At 65.5% G+C, this 17,244-nt stretch carries 13 protein-coding genes; 8 read left to right on the top strand and 5 right to left on the bottom strand.

What is annotated here, in order from left to right; translation table 11 throughout:
- Positions 1-171 precede the first annotated feature (171 nt).
- The 4 genes from mmaA1 to F0Q45_RS17485 form a co-directional block, all read right to left on the bottom strand.
- Complete coding sequence (gene mmaA1, locus F0Q45_RS17500; RefSeq protein ID WP_149655141.1) at positions 172-1,032, bottom strand: mycolic acid methyltransferase MmaA1; 861 nt, start codon at positions 1,030-1,032, stop codon at positions 172-174.
- Positions 1,033-1,073: 41 nt separating this feature from the next.
- Positions 1,074-1,979: an alpha/beta fold hydrolase gene (locus F0Q45_RS17495; protein WP_149655140.1), complete on the bottom strand. Its 906-nt coding sequence runs from the start codon at positions 1,977-1,979 to the stop codon at positions 1,074-1,076.
- Positions 1,980-3,326, bottom strand: a complete 1,347-nt coding sequence (locus F0Q45_RS17490; protein WP_149655139.1) for an ABC1 kinase family protein — start codon at positions 3,324-3,326, stop codon at positions 1,980-1,982.
- Positions 3,327-3,388: 62 nt separating this feature from the next.
- Positions 3,389-3,550 carry a hypothetical protein gene (locus F0Q45_RS17485; RefSeq protein ID WP_188113001.1) on the bottom strand — a complete coding sequence of 54 codons (162 nt, stop codon included), beginning with the start codon at positions 3,548-3,550 and terminating at the stop codon, positions 3,389-3,391.
- A 53-nt stretch (positions 3,551-3,603) separates the two neighbouring features.
- On the opposite strand from F0Q45_RS17485, the gene F0Q45_RS17480 reads away from it, so the two are divergent.
- The 6 genes from F0Q45_RS17480 to rplL all read left to right on the top strand — a co-directional run bounded on the left by F0Q45_RS17480 (position 3,604) and on the right by rplL (position 13,784).
- Positions 3,604-7,770: a glycoside hydrolase family 38 N-terminal domain-containing protein gene (locus F0Q45_RS17480; RefSeq protein WP_149655137.1), complete on the top strand. Its 4,167-nt coding sequence runs from the start codon at positions 3,604-3,606 to the stop codon at positions 7,768-7,770.
- A complete protein-coding gene (locus tag F0Q45_RS17475) occupies positions 7,767-8,378 on the top strand; it encodes a DUF7158 domain-containing protein (RefSeq protein WP_149655136.1) in 612 nt (203 codons plus the stop codon). Before F0Q45_RS17480 ends, F0Q45_RS17475 begins: the two co-directional genes overlap by 4 nt.
- Positions 8,378-9,304 (top strand): ROK family protein, encoded by a 927-nt coding sequence (locus F0Q45_RS17470; protein WP_149655135.1) that lies wholly within the window; start codon positions 8,378-8,380, stop codon positions 9,302-9,304. The genes F0Q45_RS17475 and F0Q45_RS17470 overlap by 1 nt, the downstream gene beginning before the upstream one ends.
- A 138-nt stretch (positions 9,305-9,442) precedes the next feature.
- Positions 9,443-12,517, top strand: a complete 3,075-nt coding sequence (locus tag F0Q45_RS17465; protein ID WP_306439448.1) for an ATP-binding protein — start codon at positions 9,443-9,445, stop codon at positions 12,515-12,517.
- A gap of 298 nt (positions 12,518-12,815) precedes the next feature.
- Entirely contained in the window at positions 12,816-13,361 is a 546-nt protein-coding gene (gene rplJ, locus F0Q45_RS17460; protein WP_149655133.1) for a 50S ribosomal protein L10, read from the top strand.
- Positions 13,362-13,391: 30 nt separating this feature from the next.
- Complete coding sequence (gene rplL / locus F0Q45_RS17455) at positions 13,392-13,784, top strand: 50S ribosomal protein L7/L12 (RefSeq protein WP_149655132.1); 393 nt, start codon at positions 13,392-13,394, stop codon at positions 13,782-13,784.
- Positions 13,785-13,810: 26 nt separating this feature from the next.
- Here rplL and F0Q45_RS17450 read toward each other — a convergent pair whose 3' ends face one another.
- Entirely contained in the window at positions 13,811-14,515 is a 705-nt protein-coding gene (locus tag F0Q45_RS17450) for a TetR/AcrR family transcriptional regulator (RefSeq protein ID WP_149655131.1), read from the bottom strand.
- Between the two features lie 84 nt (positions 14,516-14,599).
- On the opposite strand from F0Q45_RS17450, the gene F0Q45_RS17445 reads away from it, so the two are divergent.
- A complete protein-coding gene (locus F0Q45_RS17445; protein ID WP_149655130.1) occupies positions 14,600-16,099 on the top strand; it encodes a carotenoid oxygenase family protein in 1,500 nt (499 codons plus the stop codon).
- Between the two features lie 150 nt (positions 16,100-16,249).
- Positions 16,250-17,244: ABC transporter ATP-binding protein (locus tag F0Q45_RS17440; protein WP_149655129.1), on the top strand; the 995-nt coding region annotated here is incomplete at its 3' end.

Raw genomic sequence — 17,244 nt, 5'->3', positions numbered from 1 at the left:
ATCGTCGAAATGCGGCGTTAATTGATCAGCCATTTATTTTAGAATGCCTTTCCGGGCTAAGATCGGCCCTGCGGTGCATGTGCTAAACGCACCGAAACGGTCCGCCAAAACGTGCTCGGGGCATGTTATCCGACGCATCGGCGCGGCACTAAACAAAAGCCGTGTGTGCAGCTACTTCACCAGCGTGAATTGGGCAACATTGATCAAGCGCCGGCGGAAGCGCTCAGCGCATCCAGTCAGGTAGTGCATGAAGTTGTGGTAAACGTCTTCGGACTGTAGTTCGATGGCGCGTTCCCGGGCGGCCGCCAAGTTGGCTGCCCACATGTCCAAGGTCCGTGCATAGTGGTGCTGCATCTGCTGGACCTCCTCGATGGAAAATCCCGCGGCCTGCGCGTTGTCAACGATGTCCGGTTCGGAAGGCAGTTCGCCGCCAGGAAAGATCGATTCCCGCAGGAACTTGAGGAAACGCAGGTCGCTCATCGTCAGCGCAATACCCTGCTCGTGCAGCCACCTGCGGTCGTAGGTGAACAAACTGTGCAGCAACATCCGGCCATCATCGGGCAGGATGTCGTAGCAGCGTTCGAAGAACGCGCCATATCGCTCCTTGTGGAAGGCATCGAACGCCTCGAAACTGACGATCCGGTCCACCTTCTCGTCGAACTCTTCCCAGCCCTGCAGCCGCGCCTCGGCGCGCCGGGTCGTCGGGATCGTCGCCAGCCTGGCCTTGCTGCGCTCAAAGTGGTTGCGGCTCAAGGTAATACCGATGACATTGACGTCGTATTTCTCGACCGCGCGAACCAGCGCCCCGCCCCAGCCGCACCCGACATCGAGCAGCGTCATCCCCGGCTGGAGATTCAGCTTGTTTAGCGCCAGGTCCAATTTGGCAAGTTGCGCCTCTTCGAGGGTCATGTCATCGCGCTGGAAGTATGCGCAGGTGTAAACCCAGGTGGGGTCGAGAAACAGCCCGAAGAAGTCGTCCGAGATGTCGTAAGCCGCTTGCGAGTCTTCGTAGTACGGTGTCAGCCCGGCCATATGAGACAACCTCCCGCGTAATAGCTCGCCTGGTCGCCGGCTCAGCCAGCTTGGGCGAAGTTGGTTTTTAGCTCGCCTATCACTCGATCCCACAGCTGCCGGGGCAGATCGTGACCCATGCCGTCGACCAGCACCAGCCGGGCGTCCTTAATGGCCCGAGCAACGGCACGGCCACCGAACGGCCGCATCAGCTTGTCGGCCCGCCCGTGGATCACCACGGTGGGTGCGACGATGCGATGATCGTAGTGCAGCAGGCTGCCGGTGCCCAAAATTGCGCTGAACTGCTGGGCAATACCCCAGGGGTGAAAGTTGCGGTCGTAGCTTTCGGCGGCGTCGGCGCGTATTTGCTCTTCGGGCGCCGGGTAGTGCGGACTGCCGATAATTCTGTTGACCCGGACGGAGTTTTCGATGATGACGTCGCGCGGGGAATTCGGCGGTGGGCCCTTGATGAGCGCAAGCAGGGCACGCGGCGCCGGCGGCGGCAAGAACCGGTGATTATTGCTGGAGAAGATCACCGCCAGCGTTTTGGTGCGCTCGGCGAATCGCGCCGCGAAAATCTGGGCGATCATCCCGCCCATCGACGCCCCGACCACATGCGCGTGCTGAAGTTCGAGGTGATCGAGTAGTGCGGCGGCGTCATCGGCCATGTCCTCCAGCGTGTATGGCGCTTGGCTGGGTAGGCCGAGCCAGGAGCGTGCCAGCCGGATGGCCAGTGGCTGTCCGGGGCGGTGACGCTCGGTTTTGGTGGATAGCCCAACGTCGCGGTTGTCGTAGCGGATGACCCGCAGACCGTGGCTGACCAGTTGCTCGCAGAATTCGGTCCGCCACAAGAGCATTTGGGCACCCAGGCCCATGATTAACAGTACGGGTGGGTCGTCGGGGCTGCCCATGTCCTCGTAGTAAAGCTTGACATCACCCGAGACGGCGGTGCCGCTGCGAACCTGCACTTAGACCTCCGCGTCGGAGTGGTGCTCGCGGCTGACCTCGACCATGAAGTTGGCGAAGTATCCGGTGAGTTGCGGGTCGGACATCATCTGCCACTTCGGCGCCAGCAGCTTCATATACCGCTCGACATAGAGAAATTGCTTGCCAATCAGCACCAGCTCGCGGGGCAACTTCACGTCGTAGGCGTCGGCCAGCGTCGACAGCTGGCGGCCGATGTCGGCATACGACATTTCGCCCAACGACTGCACGGTGAGCGGGGTAGCGAACTTTTCCAGGTCTTCGGCGGCCTGGGCCTCGGGCTTCATGGTGCCCACTGCGCCCATCAGCACGACGATCTTGCCCGCGGCAGCGTGGTCCTTTTTGACCAGCAATGCGTACACCAGCTCGCGCAGCAGCCAGCGGGTGCGAGGGTCGATGCGGCCCATGATGCCGAAGTCGAAGAACACGATGCGGCCCTCGCCGTCGACGTACAGGTTGCCTGCGTGCAGATCGCCGTGGAACAGTCCGTGCCGCAGGCCGCCCTCGAACACTGAGAACAGCAGGGCCTTGACCAGCTCGACACCGTCGAACCCTGCCTTGCGGATCGCGGCGACATTGTCGATGCGGACTCCGTGCACCCGCTCCATCGTCAGCACCCGCTCGCTGGTGAAGTCCCAGTCCACGCGCGGCACGCGGATGTTGCGGCCCAGCGGTGAGGTGTGCAGGTGGGACACCCAGGCCTCCATGGACTGCGCCTCCAGCCGGAAGTTCAGCTCCTCGGCCAGGTTGTCGGAGAAGTCGGCGACCACGTCTTGTGCCGAGAGGCGGCGGCCCAGCTTGGCCAATTCGACGGCCTGTGCGAAGCGCTTGAGGATCTGCAGGTCGGCAGCTACCCGGCGGCGGATCCCGGGCCGCTGAATCTTGACGACGACGTCTTCACCGTTTTTCAGGGTCGCGTAGTGAACCTGGGCGATCGACGCCGACGCAAACGGCTCTTCTTCAAACGTAGCGAACAGCTTGGACGGCTCGTCCCCGAGCTCTTCGACGAAAAGCCGGTGCACCTCATCGGTGTCAGCCGGTGGCACTCGGTCCAGTAGGCTGCGGAATTCCCGCGATAGCGACTCGCCGAACGCCCCGGGGCTAGACGCGATGATCTGTCCGAATTTAACGTATGTCGGGCCCAGGTCGGCGAAGGTTTGCGGAATCTCCTTGATTACCTTGTGGTGCCACGGACCTTTGGCCGGCAGTTTGGTGACCACGCGAGCGGCGGTGCGAGTGACCTGCCAACCGGTGGCGGCTACCCGGGCCGCTTCGACCGGCAACGGCACCCGGTCAAGCTTGGCCACCTCGCGGTGTTTGGTGGAACTCATTTGAGTAGTGTGCCAAACGGACAGTGTCAAGTCCCAATTGCTTGCAATTACCAGCGGCCCGTTCACGTGCCGGCTATTACCCGCCGAGCGTGTAACCAATGCGAATATTCGGCCCGGATTTCGCAGCCATTACACGTTCGGCGGCGCTGGTCGTAGGAGACCACGAAGTAGGCGATTTGGTGGTAGGCCATGAACTCGCGCAGCGCACTGCGCTCGTCGGCCACCGGTGCGCCTGAAGCGCTATCACGGACGACCAAGCGCGCCGTACAGTGCGGGAATGCAGGTCATTTCGGCGGAATCGACCGAACTGTTCGTCGGGGCGCCGGAGGTGCCGGTGCAACTGGTGCGCGTCAGCGTTGCCCGGATAGCCGAGCTGACGCCGGTCCGCATCGATGGTGACGGTCTGCGCGGTGAGGCGGTGGCGGCAATCGGGGACGAGGTCGTCGAGGTCCCGGTGGCGGTGGACCATCCCGTCGTAGGTCAGCGGCGGGCTGCGCGGGTGGGAGCCGGTGGCTTGAGCCTGGCCTTCGAGTTCACCGTTGCCGAGCCGGGCTGGACGATGTACATGGTCAGCCACTTCCACTACGACCCGGTGTGGTGGAACACCCAGGGCGGCTACACCAGCCAATGGCGCGAAGACCCGCCCGGGCGAGCCCGCCAGGCCAATGGCTTCGAGCTGGTGCATGCCCATCTAGACATGGCCCGCCGCGATCCCGACTACAAATTTGTGCTGGCCGAAGTCGACTACCTCAAGCCCTACTGGGACACACATCCCGAGGACCGGGCTGACCTGCGCCGGTTTCTCGCCGGGGGCCGCGTGGAGGTGATGGGTGGCACCTACAACGAGCCCAATACCAACCTCACCAGCCCGGAGACCACTATTCGAAACCTGGTACACGGCATCGGGTTTCAGCGCCACGTGGTGGGGGCCGACCCGGCCACCGCGTGGCAGCTCGACGTGTTCGGCCATGACCCCCAGTTCCCCGGCATGGCCGCCGACGCCGGGCTCACGTCGAGCTCGTGGGCGCGCGGACCACATCATCAGTGGGGCCCGGCCCAGGGGGGAGTAGACCGCATGCAGTTTTGCAGCGAGTTCGAGTGGATCGCGCCGTCGGGCCGCGGATTGCTCACCCATTACATGCCGGCGCATTATTCGGCCGGCTGGTGGATGGACTCGTCGACCTCGCTGGCCGAGGCCAAGCAGGCGACCTATGCCCTGTTCGACCAGCTCAAGGGGGTTGCGCTGACCCGCAACGTGCTGCTGCCGGTCGGAACCGACTACACCCCGCCGAACAAGTGGGTCACCGATATCCACCGCGATTGGGCCGCACGCTACACCTGGCCGCGATTCGTATGCGGGCTGCCGCGGGAGTTCTTCGCGGCGGTGCGCGCCGAATTGGCCGAGCGGGGTGCGGTGCCGTCGCCGCAGACCCGGGACATGAACCCGATCTACACCGGCAAGGACGTGTCGTACATCGACACCAAGCAAGCCAACCGGGCCGCCGAGAATGTGGTGCTGGACGCCGAGCGATTCGCCGTGTTCGCCGGCGCGCTGACCGGGGCGCAGTATCCGCAGGCAGCGCTGGCCAAAGCCTGGGTGCAGCTGGCCTACGGCGCGCACCACGACGCCATCACCGGATCGGAGTCCGATCAGGTTTACCTCGACTTGCTGACCGGCTGGCGTGATGCTTGGGAACTGGGCTGCACCGCCCGCGACAACGCCCTGGCGCTGCTGTCTAGCGTTGTCGATACGGCTGCCAATGCGGTGATTGTGTGGAACCCGCTGACACACCAACGCACCGATGTTGTCACCGTGCACCTCGACGCGCCGCTGGCGGCGGGTGCGCTGGTCCGTCATGCCGACGGCTCCGAAACTCCGGCACTTGTCGAGCATCACGGGTGGACGGTCACCTGGTTGGCGCGCGACGTCCCATCACTGGGCTGGCGGTCCTACCGGCTCATCCCCGCTGCCGGACCGACGGGCTGGCAACCGGCGCCCGGTGCGGAGATCGCCAACGAGCATTACCGCCTGGCCGTCGATCCCGAGCGCGGCGGTGCAGTGGTGTCGCTGGTTGCGGACGGCCGCCAGCTCATCGCCGCCGGCCGGGTGGGCAACGAGCTTGCGGTCTATGAGGAGTACTCGTCGCACCCGACGCAGGGTGAGGGGCCGTGGCACCTGCTGCCCAAGGGGCCGGTGGTTTGCTCGGCCGAATCGCCCGCCCAGGTGCAGGCCTACGACGGCCCGCTGGGCCAGCGGCTGGTCGTGCGTGGCGCCATCGGCACGCTGCTGCGCTATACCCAGGTCCTGACCTTGTGGCAGGGCGTGGCCCGTGTGGACTGCCGCACCACGATCGACGACTTCACCGGTGAAGATCGCTTGGTGCGATTGCGCTGGCCGTGTCCGGTGCCGGGCGCCATGCCGGTCAGCGAGGTGGGCGACGCCGTCATCGGGCGCGGTTTCGCGCTGCTGCACGACGGAGCGCGGTCGGTGGACACCGCCCGTCACCTGTGGACGCTGGATAACCCGGCCCACGGCTGGTTCGGATTGTCGTCGGCGGCGCGGGTCCGGGTCGGCAGGCAGGCGGTGCGGGCAGTGTCTGTCGCGGAGGTGGTGTCGCCGTGCGAGACGACGTCCGGCCCGATGGCACGTGAGCTGATGGTTGCCCTGGTCCGCGCCGGTGTCACGGCCACCTGCAGCGGGGCCGACAAGCCGCGCTACGGCAACCTTGAGGTGGACTCCAATCTGCCGGACACCCGCATCGCGCTGGGCGGCCCCGACCGCAACACGTTCACCAAGGCCGTGCTGGCCGCGGCCGACCCGGTGTACACCGCCGAATTGCAGCGGCAGCTGGCGGAGACGGGCCGGGCGAGGGTATGGGTGCCGGCCGCGACACCGTTGGCGGCGGTCTGGGTGCCCGGGGCAGACGTGCGTGCGCCGCGCGCGCTGCCGGTTTTGGTGATCGACGGCCGTGATGACGAGAACCTGGCCCGCGGTATCGCCGCGGTGATCGACGATTTGTCCGACGCCGAGGTCGCTGTCACCCAACAGGCTCCAGCGGCAATGGAGCCCTTCGAGAACCGCACGGTCGCGCTGCTCAACCGTGGGGTGCCCAGCTTCGCCGTCGAATCCGACGGCACCCTGCACACCGCGCTGATGAGGTCCTGCAGCGGCTGGCCGTCCGGTGTCTGGATCGACAACCCGCGCCGCACCGCGCCCGACGGCTCCAACTTCCAGCTCCAGCACTGGACACACGACTTCGACTATGCGCTGGTGTGCGCTGACGGCGACTGGCGCACCGCCGGGATTCCGGCACGCTGCGCGCAGTTCTCCCATCCCCTGCGTGCGGTAGCTACGGCAGCGCATGCCGGTCGGCTCGCTCCCGCCGGTTCGCTGCTGCGGGTAAACCCCGCCTGTTCGGTGCGCCTAGGCGCCCTGAAGGCAGCTGGTAATCCGCTGACAGCCGGTAGCGCGCAGCCGGTCGATGCCAGCGCGGTGGCGCTGCGGCTGGTGGAAACAACCGGTACCGCCACCCGCGTCAGCATCGACTCCGACATCGGCAAGGTGGGCGCCTTCCAGCTTGCCGACCTGCTGGAAAACCCACAGCAGCCGCAGCGGTCAATCGACCTGCATGGCTACCAGGTTGCGACCGTGCTGGCCAATCTCGACGTGCCGAAAACGACTGCTGGCTCGCGCATCGAGCTGGCCCCGCACGCCGAAACCGCTCAGCCGTTGTACGCACGGTACTGGCTGCACAACCGCGGCCCCGCACCGCTTGGCGGCTTGCCGGCCGTCGCCCACTTACATCCCCAACAGGTCATGGCGGCACCCGGAGACCAGGTGGTGCTGCGGCTTACCGCCGCCAGCGACTGCACCGATTCCGCATTGGGCGGCATCGTCACCGTGGTGTATCCCGACGGCTGGTCGGTCACGCCCGCTACGCTGCCGTTCACTTTGGGATGCGGCCAGTATCTAGAAACCGACGTCGCCCTCGCGATTCCGGCCGACACGCCGCCGGGTCTGTATCCGGTCCGGGCCCAGCTGGCCCTCACCGACACGAACGTGCTGGCCGCGTGGAAGCAGCTGGTTGAGGACGTGTGCATGGTGGCGGTCGGGGCACATCTCGCGGAGCCGGCCTACCTCGTCGAAGAACCTGTCGACGTGGTGCTGTCGGCCGGAGAATCGGCCCGCCTGGCGGTGACGATCGGCAGCCGGGCCCAAGCCGACCTGGCTGTCGAAGCCCATGTGATCAGCCCGTGGGGCACGTGGGAGTGGATCAGTCCAGCCGCTCGTGGCGCTGTCTTGTCGGCCCGCGGCACAGTCGAATTCGGGTTCGACCTGACCCCGCCGGCGTGGCTGGAACCGGGCCAATGGTGGGCACTGGTTCGAGTCGGCTGCGCCGGTCGGCTGATCTACGCGCCGGCGGTGCAGGTGACGGTCAGATGAGCGTGGTCGCGACCGTCGCCGGAGCCACGGTTTGGGTGGATGAGGTGGACGCGCGGGAATTGCGGCTACGCAATGGTCCCCAAGCGGCTGCGCTGCCGGCAGCCGGCAGCAGCGAAGGTCGCCAACTGCGGCGCTGGCTCACCCAACTGATCGTTACCGAGCGGGTGATCGCCACCGAAGCCGCCACGCGCGGCCTCACCGCGACAGACGCCCCGACCGAGGCCGAGTTGCTGCCCGACGCGACCGCCCGACTCGAGATCGGCAGCATTGCCGCGGCGGCATTGGCAGGCCCCCGCGCGAGAGCATTATTCGCCGACGTCACCGCCGATGTCCGCATTACCGACGACGAGGTAGCCGACTACCACGCCCGCAACCCGCTGCGGTTCGCCACTCCCAGAACCGGCGCATACGGCTGGCTAGTTCCGGCGGTCGTTGCGCCCCCGCTAGCGCAGGTTCAGCCCGCGATCAGCAAGCATTTGCGCGAGGCGTTGCAGCGCCGCATGTTTCGGGTATGGCTGGACGCACGCCGGGCCGCGCTGGTCCACCTGGCGCCCGGTTACGAGCATCCCGGCGACCCCCGACAGCCCGACAACACCCACCGACACTGATGCATACTCTCTGTCTCGACGTCGGCGGCACCAAGATCGCCGCGGGCTTGGCTGATCCCCAAGGTGCCCTGGTACACACCGCCACTCGTCCGACCCCGGCTACCGCATCGGCCGAACAGATTTGGCACGTGGTGGCCGCGATGATCGCCGACGCAGTGCGGTTGGCCGGTGGCCAGGTTGGCGGGGTGGGCATCGCGTCGGCCGGTCCGATCGACCTGGATTCCGGAACCGTCAGCCCAATCAACATCGGCTCCTGGCGCGGGTTTCCGTTGCGCGACCGAATTGCGGCCGTGGTCCCCGGCGTGCCGGTGCAGCTGGGTGGCGACGGCGTGTGCATGGCGCTGGGCGAGCACTGGCGTGGGGCCGGACGGGGCGCGCGGTTCCTGCTGGGCATGGTGGTGTCCACCGGCGTCGGTGGCGGTTTGGTTCTCGATGGATCGCCCTACCTCGGCCGCACCGGCAATGCCGGTCACGTCGGTCATGTGGTGGTTGAAGACGCTGGCCGGCCGTGCTCGTGCGGTGGCCGCGGCTGCGTGGAGACTGTCGCTTCTGGCCCGTCGATGGCGCGTTGGGCACGGGAAAACGGCTGGTCCGCGCCGCCCGGCGCCGGCGCCAAGGAGTTGGCCGACGCGGCGGCGGCCGGCGATGCGCTGGCGCTGCGGGCTTTTCGCCGCGGCGCAACCGCTCTGGCAGCGATGATTGCCTCAGTCGGGGCGGTGTGCGATCTGGACCTCGTAGTCGTCGGCGGCGGAGTGGCCAAATCCGGCAATCTGCTGTTTGACCTGCTCCGGGCGGCGTTGGCCGATTACGCGCGACTGACGTTTCTGACCGGACTGCGCGTGGTGCCAGCGGCGCTCGGTGGTGACGCCGGGCTGGTCGGTGCGGCTCGTCTCGCTGATATGGCTCGAATGCTTGACAAAAGATGACACGATAATGTCGTGAATCACGCTGGCGCCGGCCGGGGTGCGGAAACCGGGACGGAACAGTCGTGCGGATCGTGCGGCATGCGGGTGAGCGCTAGCGCCAAGTTCTGTAGTGAGTGTGGCGCCTCGCTAGCATCGGTTGTGCGGTCGGCGGAATATAAACAGGTCACGGTGCTGTTCGCCGACGTGGTGCACTCCATGCAGCTCGCGGCGGCGGTCGGTGCTGAACGGCTGCGCGAGATCATGGCTGAGCTGGCCAGCCAATGCGCCGCTGTCGTGCACCAATTCGGCGGCACGGTCGACAAGTTCACCGGCGACGGCATCATGGCGGTGTTCGGCGCACCGGCGGCGCTGGAGGACCACGCTATCCGCGCATGTATGGCCGCCTTGGGCATTCAGGAACAGGCCAACGTGCTGGCCATTGAGGTACGACGACGCGACGGCGTGGAATTGCGGCTTCGGGTCGGCTTGAACTCAGGTCAGGTAATTGCGGGCGAAATCGGTTCCGGCGCTTTCGGTTACACCACGATCGGTGAGCAGGTCGGTATTGCGCAGCGGATGGAGTCGGCCGCTCCGCCCGGTGGCGTCATGCTCAGCGCATCCACCGCGCGCCTCGTTGATGGCGCCGTGCGGCTCGGCGCGCCCGAGCTTGTCGCCATCAAGGGTGCCGCTGAACCGGTGCCCGCCAGCCGGCTCCTGGGCCCGGGTATGCCGCATCGCGCCGTCCTGCGCACCGATTCACATCTCGTTGGTCGGCGCTGGGAGATCGCTGCCGTCGAGGGTCTATTGGAGCGTGCAGCGGGCGGTCACGGCGCTGTGGTCGGCGTGGTGGGGCCGTCCGGCATTGGCAAGAGCCGCATCTGGCGGGAAGTCGCGGCCATCGCGGCTCGACGCGGTGCGGAGATTTTCGCCGCCTTTTGCGAGTCGTACGCCAAGAAGATTCCGTTTTTCGCGGTGACTCGGTTGTTACGAGCTGTCACCGGGGTCGACGATCTTGACCCGCAGGCCGCGCGCGACCGAGTACGCGCCCAGCTTCCCGGCGCAGATTCCGAGGACTTGCTGCTCTTCGATGATCTGTTGGGCATCGCCGATCACACTGTTGATTTGCCGGCAATCGACTCGGATGCCCGTCGGCGGCGGTTGACGGCTTTGGTAAATGCCACCTCCTTGGCCCGCGAAACGCCAGCTCTCTACGTCATTGAGGACGCCCACTGGATCGATGAGGTCAGTGAGTCGATGCTGGCCGATTTCTTTGCTGTGATCCCACAGACGCGTTCGGTGGTGCTGGTCACCTATCGGCCAGACTACGCGGGGGCGCTGGCCCGGGTGCCCGGTGCGCAGACGATATCCCTTGCGCCGCTGAGCGATGACGAGACCGAGGCGCTGGTTTCAGAGCTCGTGGGGCTGGACCCATCCGTTCAGGGGTTGGCTCACACCATCGCCGCAAGGGCGGCCGGTAATCCGTTCTTCGCCGAGGAGATCACGCGTGAGCTGGCTGAGCGCGGCGTCCTACACGGGCAACGCAGCGCGTATGTCGCGGCCGCAGAGGGTGCTGAGGTGACCGTGCCGGCCACGCTGCAAGCAACCATAGCCGCGCGTATCGACCGGCTGGCCCCGGACGCGAAACGGACGCTGAGCGCGGCTTCGGTGCTGGGTCGCCGGTTCGGCCTCGATCTGTTGGTTGCGCTGAGGATTGAGCCGGTAGTCGCTGACTTGGTGGCCGGCGAATTCATCGACCAGGTCAAATTCACCGGAGCGCCCGAGTACGTATTCCGCCATCCGCTGATTCGCGCGGTGGCTTATGAGGCTCAGCTGAAATCGGACCGGGCCGAGTTGCACCGCCGCGCGGCGGCCGCAATCGAACACGGTGAGCCGGGTTCGGCCGACGATAACGCCGCCCTGATCGCCGAACACCTGCACGCCGCGGGCGATCTCCACGGGGCGTTTGGCTGGCACATGCGCGCCGGGATGTGGCTCACCCACCGAAACCTGCCGGCCGCGCGGGCCAGTTGGCAGCGCGCCAGACAAGTCGCCGACCGCCTGCCCGACAACGATCCTGAGCGCGCGGCCCTGCGGATCTCTTCCCGCACGATGCTCTGCGTGAGCGCCTGGCTGGTCGGCGGCACCATGGCCGACACCGGATTCGAAGAGTTGCGCGAACTTGCCGACGCCACCGGGGACACGGTGTCGCTGGCCACCGGGATGGCAGGGCGGATCTCGACACTGACCGTGCATGCCTGCTTTGACGAGGCGTCGCGTTTGGCGTCCGAACTTATCGATCTCCTCGAGTCGATCGACGATCCGACGCTGACGTTAGGCCTGCTGTACGCCGCGGTCGTCGCCAAGTTCCAGGTCGGCGAGTTCTCCGAGGCCCAGCGGTTGGCGCAGCGGATGATCGACCTGGCCGGTGGCGATATCAGGAAAGGGGATCTGGTCATCGGATCGCCGCTGATCGGCGCGATCACCTTGCGGGGCTGCGCGCGGTGTTGCCTTGGCGACCAGAGGTGGCGAGCCGACATCGACAACGCGGTCGCGATGCTGGGCGAACTGGGACCGATCATGCGCGGGATGGTGCTGCTCTTCGTCTGCTCCACCACCATCGGTTGCGGGGTGTCGTTGCCCGATGCGGCGATCCTGCGCCAAACCGCCGAGCTGATCGAGATCGCGGAGCGATCTGGCGACGATTTCAGCCTGGCCTGTGCCCGATACGTGCGTGGCCTCACGCTCGTTCACTGCGACGGACCGCAACGTGACGAGGGGGTTGCCGTCCTCACCGCTGCGCGGGAGGCCACGTTGAAGCTGCGATTCACCGTTGTTGTCGCGGCGTTTGTTGACATCTACCTGGCCAGGGAGAAGGCCCGAGCCGGCGATATTGACGGCGCGATCGAACTGTCGCGGACCGCGCTGGAGGAGGATTTCGTCACCGGCGACCGGCTATTTATTGGGCCGGCGACCGCGATCCTGGTCGAGGCCCTGCTGAGCAGACGTAGCCTTACGGACCTGCGGGAGGCAGCGGCCGCCGTCGACCGGTTGGCGGCAGTACCCACCGAACCCGGATTTGCGATCCACGAAATCTGGGTGCTGCGGCTGCGGGCACTGCTGGCCCAGGCACGTGGTGACGACGTCAACTATCACAACTGTCGAGACCGCTATCGCGCTCTGGCGACATCCCTGGCTTACCAGGGGCATATCAAGTGGGCTTACGAGATGGCATAGCTGAGCTACGGCCCATTGCCAAGCACTGTTTTGCCGATCGAGCAGGTCACGCTATTGTGGTTGCCGATCCACCGAAGACCGTCGGTCACCGAGAAATCGGTTGAAGGTCCGGGAACATCCTGGCGGCCCACGCAGGAGGACGAGGCATTTACTGCTGGCTCTGCCGGCGTATTTCACGCCCCGACCGCTTGCTGCGTCGGGGCGTTCGTCATTGTTTGACGTCCGAGATGGTCATCAGGCAGCACCAAGGCGGCACCAAGCAGCACCAAGGCAGGTCGCAACACTATAGGAGGTATGCATGGCCCGGGCTGATAAGGCCACCGCCGTCGCAGACATCGCGGCGCGTTTCAAGGCCTCGACCGCGACCGTAATTACTGAATATCGCGGTTTGACGGTGGCTAACCTGGCCGAGTTGCGCCGCTCCTTGGGGGAGTCGGCCACCTATGCCGTGGCCAAAAACACCCTGATCAAGCGGGCGGCCTCCGAAGCCGGTGTCGAAGGCCTCGATGAGCTGTTTGCCGGCCCGACGGCGATCGCGTTCGTCACCGGTGAACCGGTCGAAGCGGCCAAGGCCCTCAAGACCTTCGCCAGGGAACACAAGGCACTGGTCATCAAGGGCGGCTATATGGATGGCCACCCCTTGAGCGTCGGCGAAGTTGAGCGAATCGCCGATCTGGAGTCCCGAGAGGTCTTGCTGGCCAAGCTGGCCGGAGCGATGAAAGGCAACCTCGCCAAGGCCGCCGGGCTGTTCAATGCGCCCGCCTCGCAGATGGCCCGCCTGGCAGCGGCCCTGCAGGAAAAGCTGTCTTCAGAGGCCCCGGCTGCAGAGCCATCAGCCGAATAACCCCACCAAAAACTAGGAAGGACCCGTACCATGGCCAAGCTTTCGACAGACGAACTGCTTGACGCATTTAAGGAAATGACCCTGCTAGAGCTTTCGGACTTCGTCAAGAAGTTCGAGGAGACCTTCGAGGTCACCGCCGCCGCACCGGTCGCTGTCGCGGCGGCTGGACCCGCCGGCGGTGGCGCCCCGGCCGAGGCTGCCGAGGAACAGACCGAGTTCGACGTGATCCTCGAGGCCGCCGGCGAGAAGAAGATCGGCGTTATCAAGGTTGTCCGCGAGATCGTCTCCGGTCTGGGCCTCAAGGAGGCCAAGGACCTGGTCGACAGCGCGCCAAAGCCGCTGCTGGAAAAGGTTGCCAAGGAGGCCGCCGACGAGGCGAAGGCCAAGCTCGAGGCAGCCGGCGCCACCGTCAGCGTCAAGTAGGTCCACCCGCGATAGCCCCCGGGTACTTACGTTCCGGGGGCCTTTGCGCACTTGGCCGAACGCGCACGCCGCGACTGTCGCACCCGCTCGGGTGAATCGCCCAGCGCGACCAGTAAATTCGTCGTCAACGAGGTAAGCACCGGTTCGACGGCCGTGCCCGCTTCGCCGAAGAAGCCGGCCAGCTCGAGCATCACGAACCCGTGGATCGAAGCCCAAAACTGGGCAGCTGTGGCAACAATGGTGGCGTCGCCGGCCGCGGAACCTACCGTGATTCGGCCCGCCAGCATCGATCGGTGCACCGCGCGCACCACGTGCGCGAAGCTGGGGTGGTCCTGCTCGATCTGTGAGATCGTGAGCCCGAGCACATCACGTGCCGGGGCGTTGATGCCGTGGGCGCTGGTACTGCCAAACATCAGCCGATACAGGTGGGGCTGTTCAATGCCATAGCGACGGTATGCCGTGCCGATAGCTAACAGATCGGCTACTGGGTCGGCGGTCTGTGGCACCGTCAGTGCAGCGTCGAACTGCCGCAAGCCCTCTTCGGCCACCGCGGCGATAAGGGCCCGCATGCCGCCGAAGTGGGTGTATACCGACATCGTGGAGGTTCCAGCGGCCCCGGCCACCTTCCGGGTTTGCAGCGCATCGGGCCCCTGCTGGTTTAGCAGGGTGACGGCGGCATGCACCATCTCCTCGCGGACACTGCGACTGCTGGGTTGGGTTTGCTCAGGCATTCCGGATCATCCTTGCGAACTCCTGGTCGGCAGCGTACCGTTCCAATAACGGTGAAATAACTATGTTATAGGAGTTCAGCCGCCATGACGACGCGAATCGCCGAATCCCGGAACCCGTATCTCGAGGACTTTCTGGCGCCAGTGCACACAGAAGTGACCGCGACCGACCTGAAGGTCACCGGGACTATCCCGGAGCACCTGGACGGGCGCTACCTGCGCAACGGGCCGAATCCGGTCGCAGAAATCGACCCGGCCGTCTATCACTGGTTCAGCGGCGACGGGATGGTGCACGGGGTAGCGCTGCGCGACGGGCAGGCCAGCTGGTACCGCAACCGCTGGGTGCGTAGCCCCGCCGTGTCTGCCGCTCTCGGCGAGCCGGCACCGACCCGGCTTGACCCACGGGCGGGCATGCTTTCCCTGGGCGCCAACACCAATGTGTTGACCCACGCCGGACGCACGCTGGCGCTCGTGGAAGGCGGTGTCGCCAACTACGAACTCACCGAAGTTCTCGACACCGTCGGCACATGCGACTTCGACGGCACCTTGCCTGGTGGCTACACCGCACATCCGCACCGCGATCCACAGACCGGGGAACTGCACGCGGTCTCCTACGCATTTACCCGCGGGCGCACGGTGCAGTACTCGGTGATCGATACCCGAGGTCGGGCCCGCCGCACGGTGGACATCGAGGTGTCCGGGTCGCCGATGATGCACGATTTCTCGCTGACCGACAAATACGTCGTGATCTACGACTTGCCGGTGACCTTCGACACGTCGCAGGTATTGCCCCCCAGGGTGCCGCGCTGGCTGAGATTGCCGGCGCGGCTGGTGATGCAGTCCCTGATCGGGCGCGTCCGGGTTCCCAGCCCGATCGCTGCGGCGATGAACCGCAACCCCAAGCCGTCGGACCGGATGCCCTACGCCTGGAATCCTCACTACCCGGCGCGCATCGGCGTCATGCCCAGAGACGGTGACAGCCGCAACATGCGGTGGTTCGACATCGAACCCTGCTATGTCTACCACCCGCTCAACGCGTATTCGGAGGTGCGTAACGGGGCGGAGGTCCTGATCCTCGACGTGGTGCGGTACGCAAAGATGTTCGACCGCGACCGGCATGGCCCTGGAGACACGCGTCCCTCGTTGGACCGCTGGACCATCAACATGGCCACGGGTGTAGTCACCACCGAGTGCCGCGATGATCGGTCACAGGAGTTTCCCCGGATCAACGAAACTTTGTTGGGAGGTAAGCATCGTTTCGGCTACACCGTCGGCCTCAATGGCGGCTACCTGACCCACGGAGCATCCGCGATGACCACGTCGTTGTACAAGCACGACTATGCGACCGGATCCAGCGAGGTCGCGCCTCTCGACTCTGAACTCCTGGTCGGCGAGATGTGCTTTGTGCCCAACCCGACGGCTTCTGCAGAAGACGATGGCATCCTCATGGGTTACGGCCATCACCGTGGCCGTAACGAGGGCCAACTGGTGTTGCTGGACGCCCAAACATGCGAGGTGATGGCCACCGTCCAGCTGCCGCAGCGGGTACCGTTGGGATTCCACGGCAACTGGGCGGCTCGTTGTTGAGCGGGCCGGACGGATCCGACAAGTGCCGGCGGAGATTGTTACCTAGGCGACCCTGATGTTGCACCCCGACGGTGCGCTACAGTGACTCAAGCCACACAAAGGGGCAGGTGGCGCGCATCTTGAGAATGTCGAGCGTCGGAAGGATTTCCCATGGGCGTCGCTATCGAGGTTAACAGCCTCACGAAGTCCTTCGGATCCTCGAGGATCTGGGAGGACGTCACGCTGGAAATCCCCGCCGGGGAGGTCAGCGTCTTGCTGGGACCCTCGGGTACTGGTAAGTCCGTCTTCTTGAAGTCGCTCATCGGTCTGCTGCGGCCCGAACGCGGCTCGATCCTCATCGACGGCACCGACATTATCGAATGTTCGGCCAAGGAGCTTTACGAGATCCGGACGCTGTTCGGGGTGCTCTTCCAGGACGGCGCGCTGTTCGGATCGATGAATCTCTTTGACAACACCGCTTTCCCGCTGCGCGAGCACACCAAGAAGAAGGAAAGCGAGATTCGCGACATCGTCATGGAAAAGCTGGCGCTGGTCGGCTTGAGCGGTGACGAGAAGAAGTTCCCCGGTGAAATTTCCGGCGGTATGCGCAAGCGTGCCGGGCTGGCTCGAGCCCTGGTGCTGGACCCGCAAATCATTCTGTGCGACGAGCCGGACTCGGGTCTGGACCCGGTCCGGACCGCCTACTTGAGCCAGCTGATCATGGACATCAACGCCCAGATCGACGCGACCATTCTCATTGTGACGCACAACATCAACATCGCCCGAACCGTGCCGGACAACATGGGTATGTTGTTCCGCAAGCACCTGGTCATGTTCGGGCCGCGGGAAGTGCTGCTGACCAGCGACGAGCCGGTGGTGCGACAGTTCCTCAACGGCCGGCGTATCGGGCCGATCGGCATGTCCGAGGAAAAGGACGAGGCCACCATGGCCGAAGAGCAGGCTGCGCTCGATGCGGGTCAGCACGCGGGCGGTGTCGAGGAGATCGAGGGCGTGCCGCCGCAGATCGTCGCCTCGCCAGGCATGCCGGAGCGTAAAGCGGTGGGTCGGCGCCAGGCCAGGGTGCGCGCGATGTTGCACACGCTGCCGAAGGAAGCCCAGGCCGCGATCCTCGATGACCTTGAGGGCACCCACAGGTTCCAGCCGCA

Origin of the sequence: Mycobacterium simiae (assembly GCF_008370645.1) — a bacterium.
Taxonomy (GTDB): Bacteria; Actinomycetota; Actinomycetes; order Mycobacteriales; family Mycobacteriaceae; genus Mycobacterium; species Mycobacterium simiae_A.
Note: the sequence above shows the minus strand (reverse complement) of the source record. Positions and strands in the feature narration are given on the sequence as shown.

Coding starts and splice junctions, on each gene's coding strand:
- rplJ (WP_149655133.1), top strand. CDS start 12,816: ATGGCCCGGGCTGATAAGGCCACCGCCGTCGCAGACATCGCGGCGCGT.
- F0Q45_RS17470 (WP_149655135.1), top strand. CDS start 8,378: ATGCATACTCTCTGTCTCGACGTCGGCGGCACCAAGATCGCCGCGGGC.
- F0Q45_RS17490 (WP_149655139.1), bottom strand. CDS start 3,326: ATGAGTTCCACCAAACACCGCGAGGTGGCCAAGCTTGACCGGGTGCCG.
- F0Q45_RS17480 (WP_149655137.1), top strand. CDS start 3,604: ATGCAGGTCATTTCGGCGGAATCGACCGAACTGTTCGTCGGGGCGCCG.
- rplL (WP_149655132.1), top strand. CDS start 13,392: ATGGCCAAGCTTTCGACAGACGAACTGCTTGACGCATTTAAGGAAATG.
- mmaA1 (WP_149655141.1), bottom strand. CDS start 1,032: ATGGCCGGGCTGACACCGTACTACGAAGACTCGCAAGCGGCTTACGAC.
- F0Q45_RS17450 (WP_149655131.1), bottom strand. CDS start 14,515: ATGCCTGAGCAAACCCAACCCAGCAGTCGCAGTGTCCGCGAGGAGATG.
- F0Q45_RS17475 (WP_149655136.1), top strand. CDS start 7,767: ATGAGCGTGGTCGCGACCGTCGCCGGAGCCACGGTTTGGGTGGATGAG.
- F0Q45_RS17445 (WP_149655130.1), top strand. CDS start 14,600: ATGACGACGCGAATCGCCGAATCCCGGAACCCGTATCTCGAGGACTTT.